This window comes from Embleya scabrispora (assembly GCF_002024165.1).
Classification (GTDB): Bacteria; Actinomycetota; Actinomycetes; order Streptomycetales; family Streptomycetaceae; genus Embleya; species Embleya scabrispora_A.
The window spans coordinates 79870-104724 of sequence record NZ_MWQN01000003.1 but is presented as its reverse complement, the minus strand read 5'-3'; the positions used below and the strand labels follow the sequence as shown (position 1 = coordinate 104724).

The 24855-nt window shown below is 70.6% G+C and carries 21 protein-coding genes; 10 read left to right on the top strand and 11 right to left on the bottom strand.

From position 1 onward, the window contains the following. Positions 1-144: 144 nt before the first annotated feature. Positions 145-1278: an FtsX-like permease family protein gene (locus tag B4N89_RS36270; protein WP_235619139.1), complete on the bottom strand. Its 1134-nt coding sequence runs from the start codon at positions 1276-1278 to the stop codon at positions 145-147. A gap of 737 nt (positions 1279-2015) precedes the next feature. Further along, positions 2016-4016, bottom strand: a complete 2001-nt coding sequence (locus tag B4N89_RS36265) for an ABC transporter ATP-binding protein (protein ID WP_078980835.1) — start codon at positions 4014-4016, stop codon at positions 2016-2018. A gap of 791 nt (positions 4017-4807) precedes the next feature. Between B4N89_RS36265 and B4N89_RS36260 the strand changes: the two genes are divergently transcribed. Beyond that, on the top strand, positions 4808-6694 hold the full coding sequence (locus B4N89_RS36260) for a hypothetical protein (protein WP_143658207.1): 1887 nt from the start codon (positions 4808-4810) through the stop codon (positions 6692-6694). 356 nt (positions 6695-7050) lie between these two features. Here B4N89_RS36260 and B4N89_RS36255 read toward each other — a convergent pair whose 3' ends face one another. Further along, the gene (locus B4N89_RS36255; protein ID WP_078980833.1) at positions 7051-7302 is read right to left on the bottom strand and encodes a type II toxin-antitoxin system RelE family toxin; all 252 of its coding nucleotides are present in this window, start codon (positions 7300-7302) and stop codon (positions 7051-7053) included. Beyond that, a complete protein-coding gene (locus tag B4N89_RS36250; protein ID WP_078980832.1) occupies positions 7299-7553 on the bottom strand; it encodes a type II toxin-antitoxin system Phd/YefM family antitoxin in 255 nt (84 codons plus the stop codon). The genes B4N89_RS36255 and B4N89_RS36250 overlap by 4 nt, the downstream gene beginning before the upstream one ends. A 444-nt stretch (positions 7554-7997) precedes the next feature. Here B4N89_RS36250 and B4N89_RS36245 point away from each other — a divergent pair, with 444 nt between their 5' ends. The 3 genes from B4N89_RS36245 (at position 7998) to B4N89_RS36235 (ending at position 9340) form a co-directional block, all read left to right on the top strand. Next, positions 7998-8462, top strand: coding sequence for a hypothetical protein (locus B4N89_RS36245; RefSeq protein WP_078981529.1), 465 nt, complete (start codon positions 7998-8000; stop codon positions 8460-8462). Next, positions 8459-8887: a hypothetical protein gene (locus B4N89_RS36240; protein WP_143658206.1), complete on the top strand. Its 429-nt coding sequence runs from the start codon at positions 8459-8461 to the stop codon at positions 8885-8887. The genes B4N89_RS36245 and B4N89_RS36240 overlap by 4 nt, the downstream gene beginning before the upstream one ends. Before the next feature lie 138 nt (positions 8888-9025). Continuing rightward, positions 9026-9340 (top strand): hypothetical protein, encoded by a 315-nt coding sequence (locus B4N89_RS36235; protein WP_078980830.1) that lies wholly within the window; start codon positions 9026-9028, stop codon positions 9338-9340. A 303-nt stretch (positions 9341-9643) separates the two neighbouring features. On the opposite strand, the gene B4N89_RS36230 is transcribed toward B4N89_RS36235, so the two are convergent. Genes B4N89_RS36230 through B4N89_RS36205 form a run of 6 tightly spaced genes read right to left on the bottom strand, consistent with a single transcriptional unit; the run spans position 9644 to position 15845 of the window. Beyond that, positions 9644-11290, bottom strand: a complete 1647-nt coding sequence (locus tag B4N89_RS36230; protein ID WP_078980829.1) for a fused response regulator/phosphatase — start codon at positions 11288-11290, stop codon at positions 9644-9646. Beyond that, positions 11290-13065: an ATP-binding protein gene (locus B4N89_RS36225; protein ID WP_201261093.1), complete on the bottom strand. Its 1776-nt coding sequence runs from the start codon at positions 13063-13065 to the stop codon at positions 11290-11292. Before B4N89_RS36225 ends, B4N89_RS36230 begins: the two co-directional genes overlap by 1 nt. A gap of 2 nt (positions 13066-13067) precedes the next feature. Continuing rightward, on the bottom strand, positions 13068-14138 hold the full coding sequence (locus B4N89_RS36220) for an ATP-binding protein (RefSeq protein ID WP_078981527.1): 1071 nt from the start codon (positions 14136-14138) through the stop codon (positions 13068-13070). Further along, the gene (locus B4N89_RS36215) at positions 14135-14569 is read right to left on the bottom strand and encodes an anti-sigma regulatory factor (protein WP_078980828.1); all 435 of its coding nucleotides are present in this window, start codon (positions 14567-14569) and stop codon (positions 14135-14137) included. The genes B4N89_RS36220 and B4N89_RS36215 overlap by 4 nt, the downstream gene beginning before the upstream one ends. Further along, a complete protein-coding gene (locus B4N89_RS36210) occupies positions 14566-14964 on the bottom strand; it encodes an STAS domain-containing protein (RefSeq protein ID WP_078980827.1) in 399 nt (132 codons plus the stop codon). The genes B4N89_RS36215 and B4N89_RS36210 overlap by 4 nt, the downstream gene beginning before the upstream one ends. Beyond that, a complete protein-coding gene (locus B4N89_RS36205) occupies positions 14961-15845 on the bottom strand; it encodes an STAS domain-containing protein (protein WP_235619138.1) in 885 nt (294 codons plus the stop codon). Before B4N89_RS36205 ends, B4N89_RS36210 begins: the two co-directional genes overlap by 4 nt. Before the next feature lie 359 nt (positions 15846-16204). On the opposite strand from B4N89_RS36205, the gene B4N89_RS53125 reads away from it, so the two are divergent. Beyond that, positions 16205-16822 (top strand): ATP-binding protein, encoded by a 618-nt coding sequence (locus B4N89_RS53125; RefSeq protein ID WP_321170741.1) that lies wholly within the window; start codon positions 16205-16207, stop codon positions 16820-16822. 142 nt (positions 16823-16964) lie between these two features. Here B4N89_RS53125 and B4N89_RS36195 read toward each other — a convergent pair whose 3' ends face one another. After that, positions 16965-18713: an amidohydrolase gene (locus B4N89_RS36195; RefSeq protein ID WP_078980825.1), complete on the bottom strand. Its 1749-nt coding sequence runs from the start codon at positions 18711-18713 to the stop codon at positions 16965-16967. 412 nt (positions 18714-19125) lie between these two features. Between B4N89_RS36195 and B4N89_RS36190 the strand changes: the two genes are divergently transcribed. The 5 genes from B4N89_RS36190 to B4N89_RS36170 all read left to right on the top strand — a co-directional run bounded on the left by B4N89_RS36190 (position 19126) and on the right by B4N89_RS36170 (position 24847). Beyond that, positions 19126-19872: a TetR/AcrR family transcriptional regulator gene (locus B4N89_RS36190; protein ID WP_078980824.1), complete on the top strand. Its 747-nt coding sequence runs from the start codon at positions 19126-19128 to the stop codon at positions 19870-19872. Between the two features lie 659 nt (positions 19873-20531). Next, positions 20532-22028 carry an ABC transporter substrate-binding protein gene (locus B4N89_RS36185; RefSeq protein WP_161500939.1) on the top strand — a complete coding sequence of 499 codons (1497 nt, stop codon included), beginning with the start codon at positions 20532-20534 and terminating at the stop codon, positions 22026-22028. Positions 22029-22032: 4 nt separating this feature from the next. Beyond that, positions 22033-22887 (top strand): ABC transporter ATP-binding protein, encoded by an 855-nt coding sequence (locus tag B4N89_RS36180; protein WP_078980822.1) that lies wholly within the window; start codon positions 22033-22035, stop codon positions 22885-22887. Further along, positions 22884-23903: an oligopeptide/dipeptide ABC transporter ATP-binding protein gene (locus B4N89_RS36175; RefSeq protein ID WP_078980821.1), complete on the top strand. Its 1020-nt coding sequence runs from the start codon at positions 22884-22886 to the stop codon at positions 23901-23903. Before B4N89_RS36180 ends, B4N89_RS36175 begins: the two co-directional genes overlap by 4 nt. Then, complete coding sequence (locus B4N89_RS36170; RefSeq protein WP_078980820.1) at positions 23900-24847, top strand: ABC transporter permease; 948 nt, start codon at positions 23900-23902, stop codon at positions 24845-24847. Before B4N89_RS36175 ends, B4N89_RS36170 begins: the two co-directional genes overlap by 4 nt. Positions 24848-24855: the final 8 nt, after the last annotated feature.

The window sequence follows — 24855 nt, the reverse complement described above, 5'->3', positions numbered from 1 at the left end:
TTCGAGCTGCGTCAGGCTCCTGGCCGCGTCGGCGGACGCCCTCGCCGCCCGCAACGCGAGCCACGCCATAGCCAGCGCCGCGAGCGTCGCGACGGCACTGACCACGGCGGACAGCGCCGCCCGGCGCGGCTCCCGGATGTCGCGTCAGCCGTCGCTCTCCGTTCCCTCCGCCGCCGCGGACACGGCCGAGTCGGCCAACGCGCGCACCGCCGCCCCCGCCACGCCCGCGCCGGTCATCCCAAGGGCGCCGGCAACCACGACCGTGTACGCGCCGATGTCGATCGTCGGAAGCGGCGCGCCCGGCAGGGTGGCGCCGAACGCGGCCGCCGCGGCCCACGCGACGGCGGTTCCGGCGGCGATGCCCACCGCGGCCGCGAGTGCCGTCTCCACCGCCAACATGCGTGCCACCTGGGCGCGCGAAGCGCCGATCAGGCGCAGGGACGCGAACTCCCGGCGGCGTTCCAGGGTCAGCGCCGCCGCCGAGTTCACCGTGGCGACGGCGCCGAAGCAGGCGAGCAGGACGAGTTCGGCCTGCCGCAGCCACACGTCGCCGGGCGAGGCTACGCCGGCGAGCGCGGAACCGGCGTCGAGACGCGACGTGTGATCGATTGTGTCCGAGACGAATTGGAACGTGCAGGCAAGACCCGTCAGGAGAGCCACCGGGACCACCGCGGCCGACACCCGCCGGGCGTGCCCACGCAGATTGGCCGCCACGAGTTTGCCGACTCGCGGCGCGTACGGGCGCAGCGGCACCGCGGCCGCGGCGCGAACCAGGAACGGCCCGAGCAGCGCCACACCGACCAGCAGGATCAGTGCCGCGAGCAGCGCGCCCTGGCCGGCCTCATCGGGCGATCGGCCGCGCAGGAACATGCAGAACCAACCGCCCGTCGCGAGTACGACGACGCCTGCGGTGAGCCGGATCAGGCTGCGGGCGGGCGCAGGCGCCACCGGCCGCCCGGATGCGGCACCGCGGGTGGCGATGGGCACCACCACGGCGCCCACCAGTACCGCCACGGCGGACGCCACCGCCATCGGGACCGGTGCGGCGGGGACGTCGATTCCGTGCGCGGCCAACCCGTGCCCGGCCAGAGCGTCGACGAACCACCGCGCGCCGTACGCTCCCGTTGCCCACGCCGGCGGACCGACCACGGCCACGACCGCGGCGATCTGGAGCCGGACGAGCCGCCGCACCTGGCGCGGAGTCGCGCCCGCGGCGCGCAGCAGGACGAGTTCGCGCTGCTGCTGGCGGGCGGCGTAGCCGAGGGTGGTGGCGACCACGAACACCGCCGCGACGACGGCGATTTCGCCGAACGCGCCGCCGAGCAGCGCGAGTCCGGCCCGGCCGTCGGGGCCGGGGGTGCCGGGGTCGCGACGAGCGTCCCGAACAGCGTCACGGACGCGATGGTGAGGAAGACGGCGGCGGCCACCCCGGCGAACGTCATGGGACGGGCCCGCATCCCGGCATACGCGAGCCCCGGCATCGCTGTGGTTCTCATGTCCCCAGCATGGCCGCCCGGCCGGCCCCCGGCCGAGGGCGCCGCCCCCCGTATCGGGGTTCGGGAAACCACACCTTCGACGCGGCCGAACCCCCCCACGGCACCGAGACTCGACCGGGGGCGGTGGGCCCCGGGGCCGGGTAGTGGCGGGCGTGCTCCGGATCCGGCAGGCGGCACACGCGGAGTCGGTGAGGCGGCGGAACCCCCGAGAGGTACTCAACAACAGGGCGGGCACGGGTTCGTTGGCCGTGAACACCGTGAGAGCCGGGGCCGAGGACTTCGTCTCCCGGGCCGATGAGGAGGCCGCGCGCCTGGACAGATCCGGCGACGTCTTCCCACCCGATCCGCACGGAAATCTGGGCAACCGCTCGCGCCACCATCGAGACCGTGGCCGACCTGCATGCGGATCTGGAAGCCGGGGTGTGCGTCTCAGGTCCCGCTGCCCGGCGAGCCATCAACGCAGCCGCCCGGGCCCCGAGGGCGGGCCCACGCCCGAAGGCGTCGACGCGTCGCGGATGTTCAGTCATCGGCGGTCTTCCTTGTCGCGGGAATCGGACCCGAGGCGGTGTGTACCGCCGGGCGCGCGCCGTACTGGTCGGACTGAAGCGCGAACATCTCCGCGTAGATCCCGCCCGCGGCCGTGAGTTCGCCGTGGGTTCCGTGTTCGGCGATGCGGCCCTTGTCGAGGACGTAGATGTGGTCGGCGTGTTGGACCGAGGCGAGGCGGTGGGTGATCAGGACGACGATGGTGCCGTCGGCGACGAGTTCGCGAATGCGGGCGAACGTCTCGATCTCCTTGCGCGCGTCCAGCGCCGACGTGGGCTCGTCCGCGATCACCACAGGCGCGCGCCGGTAGCGTTCGCGCGCCAGGGCGATGGCCTGCCACTGTCCGCCGGACAACTCGACGCCGCCCTCGTAGTTGCGGTCGAGCAACGTGTCCAGCCCGCGCGGGAGTTCCTCGACCACGGGCCCGGCGCCCGCGTACTCGCACGCCGCCCACAGGACGTCCTCATCGGGCCCGGCGTCGATGTCGGGCCGGCCGAGGACGATGTTCGCTCGGGCGGTCAGGTCCCACCGCACGAAGTCCTGCGGCACCAGGGCGACCTGATCGAACACGCTGGTGCGGTCGGCGTCGGCGACATCCACGCCGTCCCACTCGATGCTGCCGCTCTCGGGCCGGTACAGGCCCGCGATCAGCTTCGCCAACGTCGTCTTGCCCGAGCCGTTCTCCCCGGCGAACGCGACGATCGTGCCCCGGGTCAGGGTCACGTCGACGCCGTCCAGGGCCTTGTGGTCCCGGCCGGGGTAGGTGAACGACACGTCCTTGACCCGCACCCTGTGCGGCGCGGTGACCGAGCTTCCGCTGGTGGGGATGGCGTGCAGGTCCGCCTGGGCGCACGCCTCCTGGAGGTCGTTGGCGAACAGGGCCTGCTCGTACAGGTGCTGGATCCCGGTGACGAGACCGGCGAGACTGGTGGTGCCGGTGCGGATCGCCAGCACCGCCGTGCCGGAGGTGGCCAGGTCCGCGCGTCCGCTCAACAGCAGCCACGCGAGGGTGAGGTACGTCAACCCGGACGCGACGCCCGACAGCGCGGACGCCGCGAGGTCGGTGCCCGCCTCTGCCTTGGCCAGGCGTTCCTTCTCCGCTTCGGCCGCGGCCGCCATGCGTTCGTAGTGGTGCAGCAGATAGGGCCCCGCGCCGTGCACCCGGACCTCCTGGGCGGTGTCCTGCGCGGTCAACGCCCAGGCGATCTCGCCTTGTTGCCTGCCGTGGTCGGTCCAGGCAAGCACCGATTCGTAGCGGCGTCGGGCGGACCGTACGGTGCCCCACCCGGGGGGCAGGATGATCAGCAGCATCATCGGCAACAACAGCGGGTGCAACACCGCCAACACCGTGCCGACGGCCGCCAGCGAAACCAGCGCGTTGACCACCTGCACGCTGTACGTGATCATCAACCGGCTCGCGTTGGTACCCCACTTGGCGGTCTGCAGGAGCCGTTTGAAGTCGGCGTCCTCCAACGTCGCCATCTCCACCCGCATCACCCGCCGCAGCAACTCGACCTCGGCGAACCGCTCCACCTTCGGCTCCAGCCGCCCGGTCGCCGCCGTCGAAGCGGCCCGCAGCAGCGCCCCCGCCACCCCCATCGCGGCCACGAACACCAACGCGGGCGCGGCGGAACGCACCCGGTCGGGGGTCGGGCCGGCGTTGAACAATTCGACCAGGATGCGGTTGGTGCCCACCAGCCCCAGCGCGGCGGTGACGCCCTGCCCGATCTGGGCGAACGCCACCACCAGCAGCGCGATTCGATCCGCGGCCCACGCGAGGCGCACCGACCGGGCGATCAGACGCGGCAGCCGCCGCAAAGTCCCCAGAAACGACAGTTCCACGTGGGCACCGCGATGAAGATGCCGACCCCAGGTGGGTTTGAGTTTGCCGCCGAACAATTCCCGGCCGCTCGCGTCGCCGACCGCCATCGCCTCCGCCGCACGATTGCGCCGCGCCCGGCGCGGCCGGATCATCCCGACACCGCGCCCGCGTGCCGAAGCGCGGCGGTGGAGTGCGGTGGCGTGAGGGGTCGCGGCCCACGGGGCCAGGGGAGAAGTCGATCCATGGGGGAGTCCTCCGGTTCCGGTCGGTCCTGCTCGGATCCGTGCTGTCTCGGTGTCGGCCCGAGGCCGGCGGCACGTGCGGCGCGGCGGGGACACAACCGGTCCCGGACGACGGCGTCGTGTGGAATTCGGTGGTCGGCGCACACGTCGAGGCGGACTGTCTGCGGTACGCGTCGTCCCGGTCCGCCCCTCGATTGTTGCCTCGCGGGCCTGGAGAATCCTCCTGTTCGGGGCTTTTTGGTGGAGCACCTGTAGCGGTGTAGGGCGCGTGAGCGGGAGCGCGTGCGGATGCACGAGTTGGACGGCGCTTGCCGATCGGCGTCACGGAGGGATCCACAGGCGGGTAGGCCATGCCCGGGGAAGTGGTCCTGCCGTCGGCGAGCCTGTTCGCCGATCTGGACCTCGAACGCGCGCCCTCCTGCCCGGTTTCGTCGAACGTGCCCTCGGACCGGGGCTGTTCCGCGCATGATCGATGGGTGCGCGTTCGTGGGGGGCGCGGTGGATTCGTCCGGTGGGGCCGTGACGGGTGTGACGTGGGGATGGTGGGGGACATGACGGCGTGGTCCCGGGCGGCGGCGCGTGTTCGGACGGCGGTGGTGCTCGCGGTGGTTGTGGCCGTGGTTGCCGGATGTACGTCGGGCGGCGGCGGAGGCGATGGCGACGGCAAGGGTTCCGTCGAGGGGGTCAACCCCCAAGGGGGCGTGTCCGTTTCGGCACCTGCCAAGGCGTTCAAGGGGGCTTCGCCGGTCCTGCAGCTGAGCACCGTCGACGACGCGCCGCCGCCGAGCGGCGCGTACAAGCTCTTCGGCAAGCCGACGAAGATCGAGGTACGGGGTGGTGAACTCGTCAAGGGGCGGGCCGTGGTGACCCTGGACTATCCCGCCGAGGCGACGCCGCAACAGGTCGAGAACCTGCGGGTGTTGCGCTACGAAGGCAACGCATGGCAGGCCCTGACGCCGGAACACGTGGATACGGCACGGCATCGGGTCTCGGTGGGCACGGACCGCTTCTCCCTCTGGGGAATCGGATGGTGGGACGTCGAAAGCGCGATCTCGACGACCATGACCAAGGCGAGGAACCTGCTGAGCACCGACGGCGTCCTGGGCATCGGCAAGCGCGTGGCGAACCCGCCCACCGTCGAGTGCGCGTACCCCGCGCTCACCCTCACCCTCGACGTCGAGAAGTTCGTACCCGGCGCCATCACGTGCGCCAAATTCGATGTCACCGACGGGTCGCGACGAACCCTCGATCTGTACGTGAGCAATCCGCACTTCACCCCCTTCCTGCTCGATCTGCCTCCCGGTGTCCGGTTCGTCGAGGCCAAGCCGGACCCCGACAATCCGTATACGCTCCTGGCCCGGACCATGGCCTCGGCGCAGAATCTGCCCGTCGCGTTCCTGCCAGCCGGCGGCATGATCCGACTCAAGGTCGATCTGTCGAAGCTGACGGCCGGCGCCGCGATCACCGCCACCCTGGACGCGGCGACCCCCCTGTTGGACCTGGCCACGGCCACCTTCGAGGGCATGTTGCCCGCCGCGCCGACCGATCCCGTGGTCCGGGCGGTGGCCACGACTCACGAGGCCGCCGAGGCGTTCGCCTGCCTGTACAAGCACGGGACGGAGATCTCCAAGCTGCCGAACCCCTCCGCCGCCGACATCACCGGCCGACTCGTCGCGGGCGCACGCGAGTGCGGTGACGCGATGCGCAAACTCGGAACCCGACTCGCCGTCGCCGTCAGCCGCCAGGGCTGGAGCCCGGAACAGGTCGCATCGGCCGCGGGCAAACAGATCGAGGAACTGTGCGAGAAGCAGTGCCCCTTGATGATCCGGGCGATCCTGGCGGCGTGGGAACACGAACCGCTGCTCATGGAGGTGGGGGCGTCCATCGCCGAGGGAGCGAACGGATTCAAGGTCTACCGCCTGCAACTCGTCGCCGCGGAACCGCCGTTCGCCCGCCTCGCCGAGGTACTGCCCGGCGGGAACATCCCCGGCTTCACCGTCAGGCCGCCGACCGTCGACAACAACAACCGCTTCGGCGGCGGCACACTGGAGACGATACCCAACCCCGGCACCCCGTGCGTGGACCAACTCAAGGGCAAGCACTGGGACACCTGGCTGTATCCCCAACCGGAATTCGCCGCGCGGTCCTATCTCGCCGACGACATCGCCACCACGATCACCCTGTGGTACGTCCGCAAGGACTTCCGGGACCTCACCAGTGACTACTTCGTACAACTCGTCGGCAGCGGCACATGCACCCTCAAGCCGACCGGCAGATACCAGGAAAACGAGGAGCAGACCTCCGGGCCGTACACGGGTCCACGCGTCAAGGGCCTGGCCGACTTCCGCGAATTCCTCACCTACGTGCCGAACGCCGACGGCTTCCACACCCGCCCTCGCGCCGCGCTGTACGACCCCAGCACCGGCGTACTCGCACTGATCGAGGGCAAGGCGGCCGACTCCTCGTCCCCGGAGGAACACGCGCCCCCGACCCTGGACGCCCTCAAGCGTCGCGTCGGCAGCCAGCTCGAATACCTCATCCACCGCCTCGACGACCAACTCGGGACACAGTTCGTCCCGGCGAGCTGACGGCCGGGACGATCTCGAGTTCGTGGTGGCCGATCCCACCTTGGGTCGGCAGCGTGGGGGTCGCCGTCTCGCACCGTGACGTCGTTCGCCCCGCCGGTGGCCTCCAGGGTCGGCGTGCGTGCACGGACCCGGGGCGTGTCCGGCAGGCGTTGGTCGGCAGTGTGCCGACCACGGATTGCACCACGCCCATGGTGCGGCGCGAGACGGGAAAGCCGTGCTCGGCCTGCGGATCGGCCGGAAAGTCGCGGGTCACGGCGCGGGCCGGGATGGTCTCCTCGCCATGCTCGAACGCCGCGGTCACCACGACACCCTCTCGTCGGGTCGGCGGGGCACACGGGCGTCGGGGTGCGGCTCGATCAACTGAGGCGGCCGAGGTGGATGACGACGATGGTCAGGACGTTGTCGGTGATCTCGTACATCACGCGGTGGCGGCCGACGTGCATGCGCCGCAGGTCGGGCGAGCCGTACTCGAAGGTGCCGTCCGGGCGAGGGTTGTCGGCGAGGAGGTCGACGGCATCCATGACTTGTCGCAGGCCGTCGTGGTCGTCCTTGAGGAAACGGGCGGCCGTGTCGATCGCCACCTCGTCCCAGACGATCGCGTACCTCAAACCGGATCCAGCCCGAGTCGCGAGCGAACCTCGTCGTGCGGCACACCTGCGGTTTTCTGCTCGGCCTGGCGGGCGCGGTACTGGGCCAGGGCGAGGGCGTCCTCGAGGTCGGCGAGTTCTTGGGGGTTGATGAGCACGGCGGCGGCCTGGCCGTGATCGGTGATGGTGATGCGCTCCCGGGCGTGCGAGGCCCGACGCACCAGCGACCCGAACCTGGCACGGGCCTCGGTGATCGGCACGGTTTCACTCATGTAATGAACTGTACACTTCACGCGTATAGAGCCCTCGGGTGGCTGACGGCCCAGCCCCGCATGGCTCCGGGCGGGTCGGTCGGGAGGGCCCGCTTGTCTTTGGGGCGCACATAGGCGCGTGGCAGCACGCGCTCCATGCGGCGGGCATACCGAACACATACCGAACACTTCGTCGAATCGGTGTGCCCGGGTCGACGAGTATGCGTTCCCAGGCCGCGCAGCCGGCCCCGGACGGTGGTTTTGGGTGCCGTACGGCCCATACGCTGTCGTCGGGTTCGCGAGGGCGGATGGCCGACCGAGACGCCCCGGCATCGGCCTTCCGGGATCGTGCCGCGCTCGCGTTGAGACGTGATGGCCGATCAGTACCGTCGACGACGGCCCCGAACGCGCCGCCCGGGGCGGGACGAACGGTTTGCCGATGTGGGGTGAGGGCAACCGGTGGGCATGTTCACACGGATCCTGCGGGGTGCCGCCGCGGGCGCGGCCGGCACGACCGCCCTCGACGCGGTGACCTACGCCGACATGGCCGGTCGAGCCCGCCCGGCAAGTGAAACGCCACAACGCACCGTTGCCGTCATCGCGCGCCGCGTCGGGCACCCCGTCGAAGGTGACTCCGACACGCGTGCGAACCGATTGACCGGGCTCGGCGCACTGTCCGGCATCCTGACCGGCGTTGGTGTCGGCGCCGCGGTCGGTCTGCTGCGCGACGCCGGCCTGCGACCGCCGATCTGGGCGGGTTCGCTGCTCGTGGGCGCCGTCGCGATGCTTGTCGCCAACGCCCCGATGGCCGGGCTCCGGGTATCGGATCCGCGTACCTGGTCGAGGACCGACTGGGTCGCCGACATCGTGCCGCACCTGGCGTACGGCTTCACGACGTATGCGACGCTGGTCACCATGGACTCCGAATGAGCGCCCTCGTGCGGGCCTTTTTGGTGGGAGCGGCCAGTGGCGGTCGAAGCCAGGCCGGGATCGCGGCCGTTCGTCTGACCACGCGCGGTGCGAGCATGGTGTCGCGGATCGCCGTCGGCTCGGCCGCGATCGGTGAACTCGTCGCGGACAAACGCCCCGAGGTCCCCTCGCGGTTGAGCGTTCCCGGCCTGGTACCGCGTGTCCTGCTGGGATCGACGGCCGCCGTCTTGTTGGCACGCCGGACACACAACGGAGTGATCACTGCGGCCCTGGTCGGAGCCGGCGCCTCGGTGGGTGGGGCCATCGTCGGCGCGGCATGGCGCCAAGCGGCTGCCGACACCGGGATTCCCGCCCTGCCGGCGGCGATCGGCGAGGACGCCCTGTCCTACGGCCTGGCGTTCGCTGCCTGCGTCGGTACCGGATGACAGTCGGTACCGGATGACATCGGACGGGCGAGGAATCATCGGCGACCATCGGGCCGCCCCGCCCGTCCACTCCGGAACGGCCGGGACGCGACGGCCTCGGCGCGCGGTGCGTGCAACCCGCGGGAAGGAACGGCACGGGTGAGCGAGACGACGAAGCGGCCGGTCCTGCGGGCCGCCGGCTCACATCTGTATCCCGGCGCGTTGGTACGCCTGCACACTTCCGGGACGACGGGCCCGCTCCGGGCCGGGAGGGCACCGGGCGACCTGGTGTTCGCCGACGGTTCGCGAACCACCGCACAGGTGTTGATCGATTCGGACGAGCGGACGACCCTGTGGGTGGCCGAGTACACCACCACCCGAGGCACCACGATCTCCGAACGGGTCTGGTCGACACATCCGTCCCCCGACGGCTCGGGCGACGTCATCCTCCGCATCGGCACGCGACTGCCGTAGACCACCCACGCCGACCCACGACAGGGTGCCCGACGCAGGTCCGTGACCCGGGCGGCTGTGGGTGAGGATCTCCCGTACCGCACGTCGGCCGCGCCGGGTCGTCCGGCGGCCGGCGTGTCGAACGACCCCGACGCCCGACGCCGAGCGCCTCGCGTCCTGCGCATGCCCCACACGTCCACGCGCCACGTCGCCGGGCGACGTCCGTGGCATCGGGCGGGCCGGGCGCGGCTTGCCGGTCTCGGGGTCCGGTGCGGCACCACCGTGCTCCGCGCTCGGCCGGCGGCCCACGAGCGCGGGTGGGCGCTACGCGGTCCTGCGCAGCAGGAGAAGGGCGATGTCGTCACGTTCGTCGCCTTCGAGGGCGGACAGGAGGTGGTCGGCGAGGGCGTTCAGGTCCGTGCGGAAGGACTTGTCGCGGAGTGTCTCGGTGCGCAGGCGTGCCATGCCCGCGTCCAGGTCGCTGGTGCGTTCCTCGACGAGGCCGTCGGTGTACAGGAGGATGGTCGCGTTCGCGGGCAGTTCGTGGCGTACGGTCTCGGGCCTGGGCACTTCCAGCCCGAGCAGTGCGCCGGCGACCGTGAGGTAGTGCGTATCGCCGTCCGCGGTCACGATCAGCGGGGGCAGGTGGCCGGCGTTGGCGATGTCGATCGTCCCGGTGCGGGGGTCGAGCATCAGCACGCACACCGTCGCGGTCTCGTACGGGTGATAGCGCATCAACATGGTGTTGAGGTGTTCGAGGATCGTGTGCGGTTCGTGCCCCTCGCTCGCGTACGCCCGTAGTCCGTGGCGTAGTTCGCCCATGATGGTCGCCGCGTGCAGGGAGTGTCCGGCGACGTCGCCGATGGCGATGAGCAGGCGGTCGCCGATCGGGACGGCCTCGTAGAAGTCGCCGCCGATCTCGGTCTCGTCGGACGCGGGACGGTAGCGCACCACGATGTCCACCGGGTCGGACATCGGCAACCGCGACGGCAGGAAGGTGCGTTGCAACGACAGGGCGAGCGCGTGCTCCTGGGCGTGGGAGCGAAACGCCTCGACGGCGAGGGCCCCGGTGCGCGCGAGTTCGCGCAGCGCCCGCTCCTCCTCGGGATCACGCGCGGCGGTCGCGGGAACGGCGAGGGCGGTGGGCGGGCGGCTGGCCTTGGTCCGACAGATCGCCAGACGCACGTTTCCTTGGGCGAGGCTGTCCGGGAGCGTACGCAGCCAGTTCTCGGCACTGATCACGACGGATGTCGAGCCCGTGCTCTCGTGGAGATTCGTGAGACGCGAGAGGGTGTCGAACAGCGTCGGCGGAACGTTTCCCTGTCGGGGTTCGACGCCGAAATCGCTGATCACGGTGCGGCGGGCGATGCCGCCCTCGCCCTGGACATAGGAGGCGGCCGGCCCTCGACTGATCAGGGAGGCCCCCGTCACGATGGCGTCGCCGAGTTCCTCGAGGGTGGAGGCGGCGTTCACGAGCATGGTCGCGCGGGCGAGTTCGGACAACACCGCCGCGGTGTGTTCGGCGCGACGGCGCGCCCGCGAGTAGCGCAGCGCGGCCGCGAGGGTGGCGAGCAGTACGTCGGGATCGATGGGGTCGACGAGGTAGGCGTCCGCGCCCCGGTACAGGCCCTGGGCGCGCTCGCCGACCGTGATGGCGGAGGCGGAGACGTGCATCACCGGCACGGAGGCGGTACGGGCGTCGGACTTCAGGCGTTCGCACACCTCGAAGCCGCTGGCGTCCGGCAGTCGCACGTCGACGATGGCCGCGTCCACCGCGTGGCCCTCGTCGGCGGCGGCGAAGGCCAGGTCCAATGCCTCGGCGCCGGTCGCGGCCTCGACGACGCGGTGCCCGGCCCGCCGGAGCCAACTGGCAAGGATGTAGCGCTTGGTCTCGGTGTCGTCGACGACCAGGACGGTGGCGGCGGCCTCGGGCACGGCACCGTGATCCGCGGCGGTCGCGAGCGGTCGCATCACGTGGCGCCTCCGTCGGCGTGGTCGGTTCGCGACACGTCGAGGGCGTGGGCGATGTCGTCGGTGGTCAGGCCGGCCTTGGGCAGGCTGTACACCGCCGCGACTCGTTCGAGCAGTATCGATCGATCGAGCGAGGTCACCACGACGACCGGTACGCGCGAGAGTGTGGGGTGCGCCGCGAGGCGCCGCATGACCTCGAATCCGTCGGGATCGGGCATGTGCAGGTCGAGGAAGATCACGTCGGGCGGGTCCTCGGCGGCAAGGGCGAGGCCGAGGGTTCCGTCGCTCGCCTCGACCAGTCGGGTGACGAGCGGCCGAGCCAGCGCGCGAAACATCTCCCGGAATGCGGGATCGTCGTCGATCACGAGTGCGTGGTCGACCCGCGGCGCATGCTCCCCCGAAGGCGCGGCGGCCGCGGTGGGCAGGGGGAGCCGCACGGTGGCGGTGGTTCCGACGTCCGGGGTGCTCTCCAAGGTGAGCGTGCCTCCCAGCAGGCGGGTGAGGCTACGGGCATAGGGCAGCCCGAGGCCGGTGCCGGCCGACCGCGCCTGCAAGGGTCCGGGAATCTGGTAGAACTCCTCGAAGACCTGCGCGAGCTGGTCGGCCGTGATGCCGATGCCGGTGTCGCGGACGGTCAGCACCAGCCGCTCGGCGACCGGGTCGTGGCCCGCGGTGAGCACGACCTCGCCGTGTTCGGTGAACTTCAATGCGTTGGACAACAGATTGCGCAGGACCCGGGTGAGGACGACCTCGTCGGTGACCAACGTGGGCGGATGATCGCCGACCTCCAGGCGGAACGTGACGTCCGGGGCCACGACCGGGTGCATCACGCCGTGTATGTGGGTGAGCAGTTCGACGAGGTCGACCGGGGCCAGGTGCGCCTCCATGCGTCCCGACTCGGCCTTGGCGATGTCGAGGAGTTCGTTCACCAGGGTCGACAGCGTGGCGCCGGACGACTCGATCAGCGTCGTCTGGCGGCGCTGCTCCTCGGTGAGCGGGTCGGCGGCGGGATCCAGGAGCAGCCGGGCGAGGCCGATGACCGAGTTGACCGGCGTGCGCAGTTCGTGGCTGACATTGGCCCAGAACCGGGTGCGGGTCTCGGCGATCACGTGCAACTGCCGGGTCTTCTCCTCCAGTTCGGCGTAGAGCGCGACCACGCCGGTGTTGGTGTCCGCGAGTTCCTGGGACAGTTCCGCGTACAACGCCAGGACACCCTGATTGGTTTCCTGGAGTTCGTCATTGAGGCGCAGCAGGTCGTCTCGGCGGGCCTGGAGGTCGTCGAGCGCGTTGAGCAATTCCTGGTTCTGGGAGCGGAGTTCTTCCAGCGCGCTGCGCGGACTCGAGGCGGCAACAGCCGCCCTGGCCGGTTCCACGTCGCCGGGCCGGAAACCCACCAGGCGTTTACGCACCACGATGCGGCTCTCGAGCCGCTGGACGTCCTCCAGCAGGCGTTCCGCGGCGCCGACCGAGGGCGGCGTGATGCCGACGCCGTTCGGGCCGGGTGTCTTCCAGGCGATCTCCACCACGAGAGAGGGTTCGACACCGTCGAGTTCGACGCCGAACTCGACGACGGCCGGGCCGACGGCGTCGATGAGTTCGCGGCCGATCTCGCTCAGGGCGGTGGCCACCCGCACGCGGTCCTGGCGGCCGAGACCGACGGCCTCGGCGACGTTGCGGGCGAGTTGCCGCACGACGAAGACGTCATTGGCGTCGTGCAGGGGACACCTGGTCAGGGGTGTGATCGTGGCCTGCCACGGCGAATGTTGGTCGTCCACGATCAACCGGCCCTTCGGGGCGCCCTGACCGCCACGACACACGCGTCGTCGGACCGAGTGCCTGCGTCGCGCAGCAGCGTCGCCGCGACCACGAGCGGGGTATGCGACGTCAGACCGGGAGCGTCGGCGGCGCGTCCGCGTTCGGTCAGGCCGTCGGAGTGCAGCACGACCATCGCTCCGGCAGGCAGGTCGTACTCGAACACGCGCCGAGTGCGCGCGTGTTGGCCGGCGATGCCGGGCAGGGAGGCCATGCCCCGGCGGGGCCCGTGGCTCAGGATCGTGCCGGAGACGTTACCGATGCCGCAGAAGCGTACGACGCCGGCGGCCGGGTCCAGTTGCGCGATGGAGAGCGCGCCGCCTCGGGTGCCGCTCATCGCCCGATGCAGGTGGTCGGCGTACGTGTCGGGCCGTCCCGGGGGAGCGGCCTCGAAAGCCCGCACCGCGACGTCGGAGGCACGCGCGGCCATCGGGCCGTGCCCCAGACCGTCGCACAACATGACGGTGGTCGTCCCCTCGTCGACACGCACGGCGTACGCGTCGCCGCACACCGTCTCGCCGGTGATCGGCCGCGTCAGTCCGGCCACCTCGTCCCATGCCGCGTCACCCGCCCCCCGGCTTCGAAACCGCAGGGCCAACGTGACTCCACGACCGGGGAGCGAGAACAGGTCGGCGTCGTCCGCCAGGCGCAGGATGCCGCCCAGGCCGATACCCAGGGTGCCGCGGCTCGAGTTGCCGTCCGTGCTCGCCCACGCGACGTCGGAGATGCCGGGGCCGCTGTCGACGGCCACCACCTCGATCGCCACGCGCGCGCCCGAATAGACCGACCGCAGCAGGACGGCGCCGTCGTCCGCATGACGGTGCAGGTTCGTGGCGGCCTCCAAAACCACGATCCCGATTTCCTCGGAGCGCACCGCGTCGAAGCCCAGACGATGCGCGAGCGCGGTCGCGGCTCGCCGCACCGCGGCCGGCATGCTCGGATCGCCGTGGCGAAACCAGGACACGTCCGCCGCTCGTGCGGGCCTCGGCGACACGCTTGCCTCGCGGTCCGCGGGCCCGTTCGTACCGGTGGTCATCGCGACCACTTCACGATCTCCACGCGAGTGCCGCCCCCGACCTCGGTGTCGATGGCGAAGTCGTCGACGAGTCGACGTGCCCCACTCAGTCCCAGACCCATGCCGTCGCCGCTGGTCCAGCCGTCCGTCAGGGCTTGGTCGAGGTCCGGGATACCCGGACCCTCGTCGACGAACCGCACCCGCACCCCGCGCCGCCGACCCTTTTCCACGACCCACAGGTAGGCCGTGCCCCCGCCGCCGTGGATGAGTGTGTTGCGGGCGAGCTCGCTGGCCGCCGTGACCAGTTTGGTCTGATCGACCAGGGACAGGCCGATGCGCTGCGCCGACTCTCGTACCGCCTGACGGGTGCGCACCACGTCGTCGTTGCCGCTGATCGGCTGGATCTGGGCCTCGGTGTCCTCGTCCGTGGGGCCGGCGCTCGGCGTGGTCATCCGCCGGACACGTCGATCGAGGCGTCACCGAACAGGTTCGCCCGCCGCCGTGCCAACAACGCCAGTCCCTTCTCCAGGTCGAGCGCCGTGTGCACCCCACCCATCGACAGCCCCAGTTCCACCAGCGTGATCGCCACCGCCGGCCGCATGCCCACCACCACGGTCTCCGCGTCGAGCATGCGCGAGACGGCCGCGATCGTGGCGAACATACGGCCGATGAAGGAGTCGACGATCTCGACGGCGGAGATGTCGATGGCGACGCCGTGCGCACCCGTGCGCACGATGCGTTCGGACAGGTCCTCCTGCAACGCGAGCACGCTCTCGTCCTGGAGGTCGACCTGGATCGACACCAGCAGGACGTCACCGATCTTCAGAATCGGTACACGTTCCATCACGGCCTCCGGGAGGGCGAGGAGCGAGGCGCCTCCACCCCGCTGCGGCGCAGGGCGTGGGACAGCGCGTCGGCGAGCGAGGCCTTCGTGGCGATGTCCCCGAACTCGATGCCCAGTGCGACGATGGTCTGCGCGATCTGCGGGCTGATCCCCGAGATGGTGCACTCGGCGCCCATCAGGCGCGCGGCCACGACGGTCTTCAACAGGTGCTGGGCGACCTGGGTGTCGACGGCCGGGACACCGGTGATGTCGATGATCGCCTGTTCCGAGCCCGTGTCCACCAGTGCTTGGAGCAGCTTCTCCATCACCACCTGGGTACGCGCCGAATCGAGGGTGCCCACCAACGGCACCGCCACGACTCCGTCCCACAGCTTCACCACCGGGGTGGACAACTCCAGCAATTGTTCGGTCTGGTCGGAGATGACCTCCTCGCGTGCCCTGGAGTACGTCTCGAACGTGTACAGACCGAACGCGTCCAGCAGCCGCGCGAGCCGTTCCGCGGTCTGGTAGTTCGCCAGCGACGCCTGCTCGCTCGCGACGAGGTCGAAGACGACTTCCTTCAGTCCGAAAACGCCGATGGCGGTCTCGGACGGCGTGAAGCCCTGCCGGGCCCGATTGCGGGACAATTCCGACAGCAGGGCCCGCAGCTCGCCGAACGACTCGCTGCCGGAACCCTCCAACTCGTCGTCCCGGGTCCCGGCCTCGAGTCCGGAGAGAAGCGCCGAGTACAGGTCGCGCAACTCGCTCGTGGCCTCGGCCCCGGACACACGTCCGCGCAGGCTCGCGGCCACCTTCGCCGACCAGCGCTCCGTCAGCGCGGCCTCGTTCGACTTCAACAGGGCCAAAACCCTGAGGCGAACCCCGATGTCGCCCTGTTCAGCCACGACGCGCTCTCCTCGCCGATCGATTGTCATATGACAATGGATCCTAGGCCATGGGCTGAGCCGCCCCGAAGGCACCCGAGACCAACCGCCCTCCGGGACTCGGTCCTCGTCGTCGGCGGCCGAGGTCAGCGACAGGATCGCCGCCGCGGGTTCGGGGATGTTGATCGGCCGCCTTCTCCGCCGGCTCGGCCACGGGCGCCGTCAACGTGGTGTCCACGCCCTGCCCGGTAGCCGGCCCGGAGGTTCCCGAAACCGGTGTGGCCTGCCCTGTCGGCGTCGGGAAGATGCCGCGGATGAAAGGATGGTTCGGGGGTAGGGGGATCAATCGCGTCGACGGTGCGCAGGGGCGGGGGTCCGACATGGAACACACGATCGGTGACGAGGAGCGGCGGTCGTCTTCGGCGGCCCCGGTGTCGGTGTCCGAGATGTTCGAGGGCGGTGAGGGCATCGCCGCCGCCCGACACCTGGCCCGTGCCTTCCTCGCCGACGTGCAGGGCGTACACGGCCTTCCGGTGTCCGAGCGGGCGATGGACGTCGTGGAACTCGTGGTCAGCGAACTGGTGACCAACGCTCGCAGGCACGCACCCGGTCCCCGGGTACTGACGTTGGCAACCGACGGCGACGCGGTCGAGGTGAGCGTGTGGGACACCGACCCCACTCCGCCGGCGATACTCCCGCCCGACCCCGCCCGGATCGGCCGCCACGGCCTGGAGATCGTCATCACCCTCGCCCGGAGCTTCGCGGTCCACCGGGAACACGCGGGCAAACGCATCACCGCCGCCATCGCCCTGGCCGACGGCCCGGGCGGCGACGGAACCGGACACGGATCCGACACCGACCACACATCGGGCGCGCGTTCACCACGCACACCGACCGCCTGCCCCGTCGCACTGGGAGCCGACGAGGCCCACAGCGGCATCCGGGCCGGTCGGGGGCCGATGCGCACCCCCACAAATACGCATGCTGTGCCTGGGTGAGATTCGCGAACGGCTCCGCGGCCGCGAGCCAGGCCTTCGAGCCAGGCCGCCGTGGACGCCGATCCGACCGACGAGCCCGCGGAGTAGCACCGGTCGCACGGGGCCTTCGAAGAGGCCCGGCGGGCAACGGGCTTTCCACTCGTCACCGCGCGCCCTCGCGTTCGTACACGCGAGCGCCCTCGACGAGGGTCAGGTCGACCCGTGCCTCGGCGATCTCCTCGGCGGGGGCCTCGAAGGGGTTGCGGTCGAGGACGACGAGGTCGGCGTACTTGCCCGGGGCGATGGTGCCGGTCACCTGGTCGAGGTGGTTGACCCAGGCTCCGGCGGCCGTATAGGCGGATAGTGCGTCGGCCAGGAGCAGGCGTTGATCCGGGAGGAAGGGCCGGTCGTTGGTCGTGCCCGGGATGGTGCGGTTGACCGCGACGTGGATTCCGGCGAGTGGGTCGGCGCTGGAGACGGGCCAGTCGCTGCCCGCGACCAGGGTTGCGCCGGCTGCCCGCAGGGCCCCGAACGCGTACTGCCGGGAGGCTCGTTCGTCGCCGAGGAAGGGGATGGTCAGTTCCGTCATCGTCTCGTCGCTCACCGCCCACAGCGCTTGCATGTTGGCGGCGGCGCGCAGTCGGCGAAAGCGCGGGACGTCGTCGGGGTGCACGAGTTGGATGTGCGCCAGATGGTGCCGGTTGTCGCCGCGGTGGCCGTGATCGTGCGAAGAGGGCGAGTCGCCTGTGGCGCGGGCGATCTCGGCGACCTCGATCGCGTCGAGGGCCTCGCGCACGGCGCGGTCGCCGATGGTGTGGAAGTGGACCTGGAAGCCGGCGCCGTCCAGCGCGGTCACGGCGCGGTCGAGTTCGTCGGGGGTGAGGAAGCTGTGCCCGGTTCCCGCGGCGTGGCCGTGGGTCTGTCCCGGAGGTCGCAGATAGGGGGCGAGGAGCGCGGCGGTGAAGTTCTCGCACACGCCGTCCTGCATGACCTTGACCGACGTGGCGCGGAAGCGACCCACTCGGCCGACGTCGCGCCGCTCGACGAGTTCGGGCAGCTGTTCCACGCCGCGTTCGCGATCCCACCACAGGGCGCCGGTGACCCGGCCGGTCAATCGACCGGAGCGGGCCAGACTCAGGTACGTGGCGAACGGGTCGGGATAGCCGAGGTATTCGCCGATCAGTGCGTCCTGCCAACTCGTGACGCCCACGGAGTGGAGGTGGCGCTGACCTTCGAGAAGGGCCGCTTCGTATTCGCGTTCGGTGACCGGGGGCAGGTGCCGTGCGACGAGGCCGGCGGCGCCTTCGTGCAGGATCCCCGTGGGTTCGCCCGTGTGGTCGCGGTCGATGCGGCCGTCGACGGGGTCGCGGGTGTGGCGGTCGATGCCGGCGAATTCCAGGGCGCGGCTGTTGACCCATGCGCCGTGGCGGTCGCGGGCGACGAGAAACACGGGGCGGTCGGGGACCACCCCGTCGAGGATCGCTCGATGGGGTGTTCCGGAGGGAAGGTGCTCCGTCGACCAGCCGCCGCCCACGATCCACGGGCGTTCGGGCCAACGTTCGGCGTACTCGGCCACCAGGCGGGCTGATTCCGTGCGGTCGACGGCGGCGAGCAGATCGCACCGGGCATGTTCGAGGCCGCCGAATACGGGATGTGCGTGCGCGTCGACGAAGCCGGGGGTCAGCAGGCGACCCGCGAGGTCGATCACCTCGGTATGCCGGTCGGTGAGGGCGCGCGCCGCTCGGGCGCCGACCGCGACGATCCTTCCCTCGCGCACGGCCACGGCGTCGGTCCACGAGCGGGCGGCGTCGCCGGTGAAGACCGGGCCACCGGTGAGGACCAGATCGGCCCGGTCCGCCGTGCCGGCGGCGCGGGCGGCGGAGGGTCGCGGCCGGGGTCGGGTCTCGGTCATGGGGATTGTTCCTGCTTCCGTGTGAAGGGCTGTAGCGGGTGGGCGGCGGACCGACGAGGGTCGCGGGGGCAGGAGGCGAGTGCGTGGAGTTGGCCGCGGCCGGGTGGCGAAGGCAGGGCGGCTCCTGCGGAAGGAGCCCTTCGTCGAACCGAAGCCGGGTCTTGGATCGAGCGCGGACAAGGTCGTGGTCGGCGACCACCGTGCGGTCGGGCAACGAACGGCGGGCGGCGATCGGGGTGATGGCACCGCCCTCCGACAAGCGAGACCCGCATCCATTCGTCCACTGCGGCGCAGGGGCGTCCGGGTCGGGAAGCAGATACAAACGCGGCTTCACCTCTAAGGTCAATGGTGTTGGCATAAGGTGCGGTCCAGGGCGAGGAGACCCGCCCGATTCGGGACGAGGTGGGCGGACATGGCCAAGCCGGTGGTGCCGGAAGCCGCGCGACGGCGACGGCGCTCGACCAAGCAGGGTGTGGTGCTCTCGGAGCGGCTCATCGTGGAGACCGCGCTGCGCCTGCTCGGACACCACGGCGATACGGGGCTCACCGTGCGCCGTCTGGGCGCGGCGCTGGGCGCCGACCCCAGCACGCTGTACCGGTACTTCCGGGGTACGGACGACCTGATCCTGGCCATCGCGGACGAGCTGATCGGGCAGGCGATCCAGGGGTGGCGGGCGACCGGCGCGTGGCAGGCCGACCTGCGTGACCTGGGGCTGCGCCTGCACTCGGCCTATCTCGCCCACCCGCAGGCCGCGGTTCTGGCGGCGAGTCGGATCACCGGGCGCCCCAACGAGGCGGCGACGATCGAGGCGTTCCTGGGCGTGCTCCGCACGGCGGGCTTCCCGCCCGCGGAGGCCGTGCGGATGTACCGCGCTCTGGTCGATCTGAGCCTGGCGTTCGCGGCGTTGGACAGCGCGACGCTCGCCCTGCCGCCGGCCGCGCACCGTGCGGACCGTGAGATGTGGCGGGACACGTACGGGCGACTGACCGCGGACACACATCCGCACATCGCGGCCGTCGCCGGGCCGCTGGTGGCATGCCTGGAGGGCAGCGCCTATCCGCTCACGCTCGACCTGTTCCTGGTCAGCGCCGCCGCACGGCTGCCGACCCTGGGTGCGCGAGACACCACAACGAGCAGCGACCGGATCGCGGACCGGTGATCGCAGCGGCGCCCTTCCGCTTCGGCAGCCTGCCGACCCCGCCTCCGACGTCGGCGGCGGGGTCGGTCCGCTACCCCGAGGCGTCCGCGCTCATCGCCGTCCTCCCCATCGCCGCGAGACTTCCCCGGCGGCCGCTTCCACCAACGGCGCCACCGCTCGGGCACGTTCCTGCGTCATACGTTCCGCAGGCCCCGACGCGCTGACCGCGCCGGCCGCGGCGGAGGTCGGCGGGCCTCGGCGCGTCGGCCGCGGACAAGCAGCGGTCGGGCTCCGCCCCGGTGCCGTCGCCGGCACGCGCGAACGAGCCACCGTCGTGTCCGATGGGTGGGCCCGTCTGGACAACGCGCCCGATGCGGATCAAGATGTCCGCCACACGTGGCTGTTCGGGGCCGCGGGCCGCAACCACCCGCCGTGCAGGGCCGGGTCGGGTGCCGGGCAGAGCGCCGAGTGGATCGCCGCCGCCCCGGGAGAGGCCGATCGTCTTCCGAATCGCATCTCCTTTCGCTCGTCGCTATTGCGCAATTCGCGCTTCGGAATATAGTCACACCGATGCAATGCAAAGGCCCGTTTTGCATTGCAGAATACCCTCCCGATCGAACCGCGCCCCCCGGCGCCGGTGAAGTGAGGATCGAATGCCCCCAGTGCGCCGACGCGGCTTCGTGACGAGTTTCGTGTGCTTCGTCGCAACCGCCCTCTCCTTCTCGGCCTGCTCCGCTCCGGTGGCCGACAGTGCGCGAGCCGACGGCCTGGTGGTGGGCGAGACCACCGCGCCCAGCACTTTGGACCCGCAGGGTTCCGGCCTGTACGCCGACCGTTTCGCCTGGCAACTCTCGTACGAGTGCCTGTACACCACGACCGCCGACGGTCGGGTCGAACCCGCCCTCGCCACCGGATACCGCGGATCCCCGGACGGCCTGACCTACACGTTCACGCTGCGCCCAGGGGTTCGCTTCGGCAACGGCGACCCGCTCACGGCCGATGATGTCGTCTATTCCTTCGACCGGCTGCGCAAAAGCCCGACCGGTATCGCCGACGAAGTTTTCCCGACGTTGAAAAGCGTCAGGGAAATCGACGACGCAACGGTCGAATTCACCCTGGGAAAGCCCGACGCCGGCTTTATCAACAACATGGCCAATCCCCTGGTCTGGGGGTGCGCGATCATGAGTCGGCGTGCCGCGACGACGACCAACTCGGCCGTCACCATGGTGGGAACCGGGCCGTGGAAGCAGACGTCATACCGCGCCAACAGCCGTCTGCAACTCGAGCGCAACGAGGACTACTGGGGCCGCAAGACGGCAGCGCCCGCACTCTCGGTGCTGTACATCCCCAACATCGCCACCCAGGTGGCGAACCTCCAGGCCGACAAGATCGATCTGATGTTCCCCGACACGGCGAGCGCCGGTGCGCTCAAGGGCCGCCGCGACGTGATCCTCGACAGGGTCGAGACCGATTCGACGATCTTCCTGCAGGTGAACAACCTGAGCAAACCACTCGACAACCCGCTCGTGCGGCAGGCGGTGGCGCTGTCCATCGACCGCAGGGAACTGGCCGACGGCGCCTACCGCGGCGGCGCCCGGCCGAGCGGCTACTTCCCCTCGGCCACGTGGGCGCCGACGGTCGATCAGCTTCCCAACTCGGGCCCCGACCCGGCCCGAGCCAAGGAACTGCTGACCCAGGCCGGCTTCCCACAGGGCTTCGCGACGACCCTGATGTACATCAGCGGCTATGACCCGGGCACCGACAACATGATGACCCTGATGCAGGATCAGCTCGCCCGCGTCGGGATCAAGGTCAAGCTACTGCCCCTGGAACCGGCCGCCTGGGGCGCCAAACTGACCAAACCGGACTACGACCTGTCGTGGAACGCCCAGTCGTACTACCCGAATTCGCTTCAGTACGTCCTTCCCGCCGAGGGCCGACAGGGACCGACCCCGCCCTCGCTGCAACAACTGATCGACGACGCCCGGGGCGCCGTGGAGCAGCCCGTGTTCCAACGGAACCTGGTGAAGATCGCCGAGCACGAGGCGACGCTCGTCTACCCGACCGTCACCCTGCTGGCCCTCGACATGTTCGCCGGCTACCGCGACACCCTCGCCCACGTGGCGGTGCCACCGAGTCAGAGCCGCGCCTTCCTGGCCGACGTGACGAAGGAGTAGCGCGATGACCATCGTGCAGACCCAACCAGGCACGCCCACCGCGGCGACCCTGTCCGTGCGTAACCTCACCATCAGCTATCGGCGCGGCGGCCGGGACACCGTCGCCGTTGCCGGGGCCGACTTCGCGTTGGCCCCCGGCGAACGCCTCGGCCTGGTCGGCGAATCCGGATCGGGCAAGTCGACCCTGGCAGCGGCGGTGTTGCGAACGCTGCCCGACAACGCGCGTGTCTCGTCCGGTTCGATCTCGCTCGGCGGGAGTGACATCCTCTCCCTCGACGCGGCCGAGCTGCGCAGGATCCGCTCGACGCGCATCGCACGAGTACCGCAGAATCCCCTGGCGAGCCTCAACCCGGTGTTCACCATCGGCAGGCAGTTGACCGACATCGTCCGCGCCCACCGCAAGGTGTCCAAGGCCGAGGCGATCGCCATCGCCGAGGAGATCCTCGGCAAGGTCGGACTGCCCGACGTCGCGGTGAAGCGTCGAAGCTTCCCCCACGAACTCTCCGGCGGGATGCGTCAGCGCGTGATGATCGCGATGGCGCTGATCAATCGGCCGCAGTTGCTGATAGCCGACGAGCCGACGACCGCGCTCGACACCACGGTGCAGGCCCAGATCGTCGAGTTGTTGCGAGAGCGCGTCACGACCGCGCGGATGTCACTGCTGCTGATCACTCACGACATGGGCATCGTCAGTGAGCTGTGCACGCAGGTGATGGTGATGTACCGGGGCCGGATCGTCGAACAGGGCCCGGTGGCCGACGTCCTGACCAACCCCCGCCACGAATACACGGCGTCGCTGCTCGCAGCCGTCCGCGGCGAGCCGAAGGCTCACCGCGCTCACCCACGGGAGACCGCATGACCAGACCGACGGCGGCGGGCGCCCCCCGCCGCGTGCTACGGGTCGAAGACGTGCGCAAGTACTTCAAGGCTCGCCGGGCCAGGCTCGGTGGCCCCCCTCGCCACATCCACGCCGTGGACTCCGTGAGCCTGAGCCTGGACGCCGGCCGAACCCTGGGAATCGTCGGGGAGTCCGGGTGCGGAAAATCGACCCTGGGGCGGGTGATCCTGGGACTGGAACGACCCGACGTCGGTACCGTCCACGTCGGAGGCGCCGCCGCCGTCGCCGGCACCCCGGACGCCCGCGGCGTGGTCCAGGCGGTGTTCCAGGATCCGGCCAGTGCACTGGACCCGCGCATGACCGTGCGCCAGAGCATCGCCGAAGCCCTTCCCGGCGTCGACCGGGCCACACGAGACCGGCGCCTTCTCGAGGCCCTCGAGGAAGTCGGTCTCACCGAGGAGTATGCCGACCGCTATCCCCACGAGTTGTCCGGTGGACAACAACAGCGGGTATGCGTGGCACGCGCGGTGGTCGCCAAACCGGAGCTGATCCTGCTCGACGAAGCCGTCACCGCGCTGGACGCGTCCTTGCAGACCCAGGTGTTGGAACTGCTGGAGCGGCTCCAGGAACGCACCGGCGTCGCCTACGTGTTCATCTCCCACGACCTGCGGGCCGTCCGCAGGTTCAGCGACCGGGTCGCGGTGATGTACCTCGGACAACTGGTCGAGATCGCCCCGGCCACCGACTTCGACACCGGGTTGCTGCACCCGTATTCGGTGGCTCTGCGCTCCACCGAACCCCGCCTCCCCGGCGACGCCGAGGCCGGCGTGCGGCGCATCGTCCTCGAAGGCGAACCTCCCAGCGCCGTCGATCCGCCCACGGGTTGCCGGTTCGCCGCCCGGTGTCCCGCGGTCGAGGCCCGGTGCCGGGAGGCGTTGCCCGCCCTGGTGGAGGAACGCCCCGACCACTTCGTCCGCTGCATCAAGCCCGGGGTGCTCACCACGGTCTCGTCGACCTCGAGCGAGGCGGTCCGATGATCATCTACACGATACGCAAGCTGACCGGCGCGCTGGCCGTCCTCCTGGTGCTCTCCGCACTGGTGTTCATGGCCGGCCGCGCCCTCACCCCCGGGGATCCGGCACTGCTGATCGCGGGCCCGAAGGCGGGGCCGGAGACGCTCGAGAACATCAGACATTCGCTCCACCTCGACCGACCGGTCTTCGAGCAGTACCTGAGCTGGCTGGGCGACGCCATCCGCGGCGACTTCGGCACCTCGCCCTACTCCGGCCAGGCCAACCGCGACGTGATCCTTCAGCAGGCCCCCGTCTCGTTCGAACTGGCGCTCATGGGCCTGCTGATCGCCATCGCCGTCGGCATTCCCGCCGGCGTGTACGTCGCCACCCGCGCACGCAGCGCCCGGGTATGGCTCGTACGGCTGCCACTGCTGATCGCGTTCGCCTTTCCCGCCTTCGTATCCGGTGCGTTCGCGCTCTACATCGCCACGCACTACTTCACGAATCTGTACTCACCGAGCTACATCCCCATCAGCGACGGCCTGATCGCGAACCTGCAAACCATGCTGCTGCCGGCATTGGCCGTGGGCGTCCCCACCGCGCCACTGATCATGCAGATGACCCGATCCTCCATGCTCGAAGTGCTGTCCGCGCCGTACACCTCGACCGCGCGCAGCAACGGCATCGCCGAATGGCGCGTCACCTATCTGTACGGCCTCCGCGCGGCACTGCCCCCCGTACTCACGTTGATCGGCATGATCTTCGGACTCCTGGTCGGCGGGCTCTTCATCGTCGAACAGATCTTCAGCCTGCCGGGCCTCGGCCGCGGCATTCTCGACTCCATCAAGCTGCGCGACTTCACCCAGGTGACAGGTCAAGCGCTGGTGCTCGCCGCGGCGTTCATCCTGGGCAACCTCGTCGTCGACCTCGTGCTCCCGCTCATCGACCGTCGTATCGCGCGCACCTAGGACTTCGC

Bases quoted from the DNA above. Each gene is read 5' to 3' on its own strand.
- B4N89_RS36265 (WP_078980835.1), bottom strand. From the start codon at position 4,016: ATGATCCGGCCGCGCCGGGCGCGGCGCAATCGTGCGGCGGAGGCGATG.
- B4N89_RS36250 (WP_078980832.1), bottom strand. From the start codon at position 7,553: ATGAGTGAAACCGTGCCGATCACCGAGGCCCGTGCCAGGTTCGGGTCG.
- B4N89_RS36245 (WP_078981529.1), top strand. From the start codon at position 7,998: ATGTTCACACGGATCCTGCGGGGTGCCGCCGCGGGCGCGGCCGGCACG.
- B4N89_RS36240 (WP_143658206.1), top strand. From the start codon at position 8,459: ATGAGCGCCCTCGTGCGGGCCTTTTTGGTGGGAGCGGCCAGTGGCGGT.
- B4N89_RS36230 (WP_078980829.1), bottom strand. From the start codon at position 11,290: ATGCGACCGCTCGCGACCGCCGCGGATCACGGTGCCGTGCCCGAGGCC.
- B4N89_RS36220 (WP_078981527.1), bottom strand. From the start codon at position 14,138: ATGACCACCGGTACGAACGGGCCCGCGGACCGCGAGGCAAGCGTGTCG.
- B4N89_RS36215 (WP_078980828.1), bottom strand. From the start codon at position 14,569: ATGACCACGCCGAGCGCCGGCCCCACGGACGAGGACACCGAGGCCCAG.
- B4N89_RS53125 (WP_321170741.1), top strand. From the start codon at position 16,205: ATGGAACACACGATCGGTGACGAGGAGCGGCGGTCGTCTTCGGCGGCC.
- B4N89_RS36195 (WP_078980825.1), bottom strand. From the start codon at position 18,713: ATGACCGAGACCCGACCCCGGCCGCGACCCTCCGCCGCCCGCGCCGCC.
- B4N89_RS36190 (WP_078980824.1), top strand. From the start codon at position 19,126: ATGGCCAAGCCGGTGGTGCCGGAAGCCGCGCGACGGCGACGGCGCTCG.
- B4N89_RS36180 (WP_078980822.1), top strand. From the start codon at position 22,033: ATGACCATCGTGCAGACCCAACCAGGCACGCCCACCGCGGCGACCCTG.
- B4N89_RS36175 (WP_078980821.1), top strand. From the start codon at position 22,884: ATGACCAGACCGACGGCGGCGGGCGCCCCCCGCCGCGTGCTACGGGTC.
- B4N89_RS36170 (WP_078980820.1), top strand. From the start codon at position 23,900: ATGATCATCTACACGATACGCAAGCTGACCGGCGCGCTGGCCGTCCTC.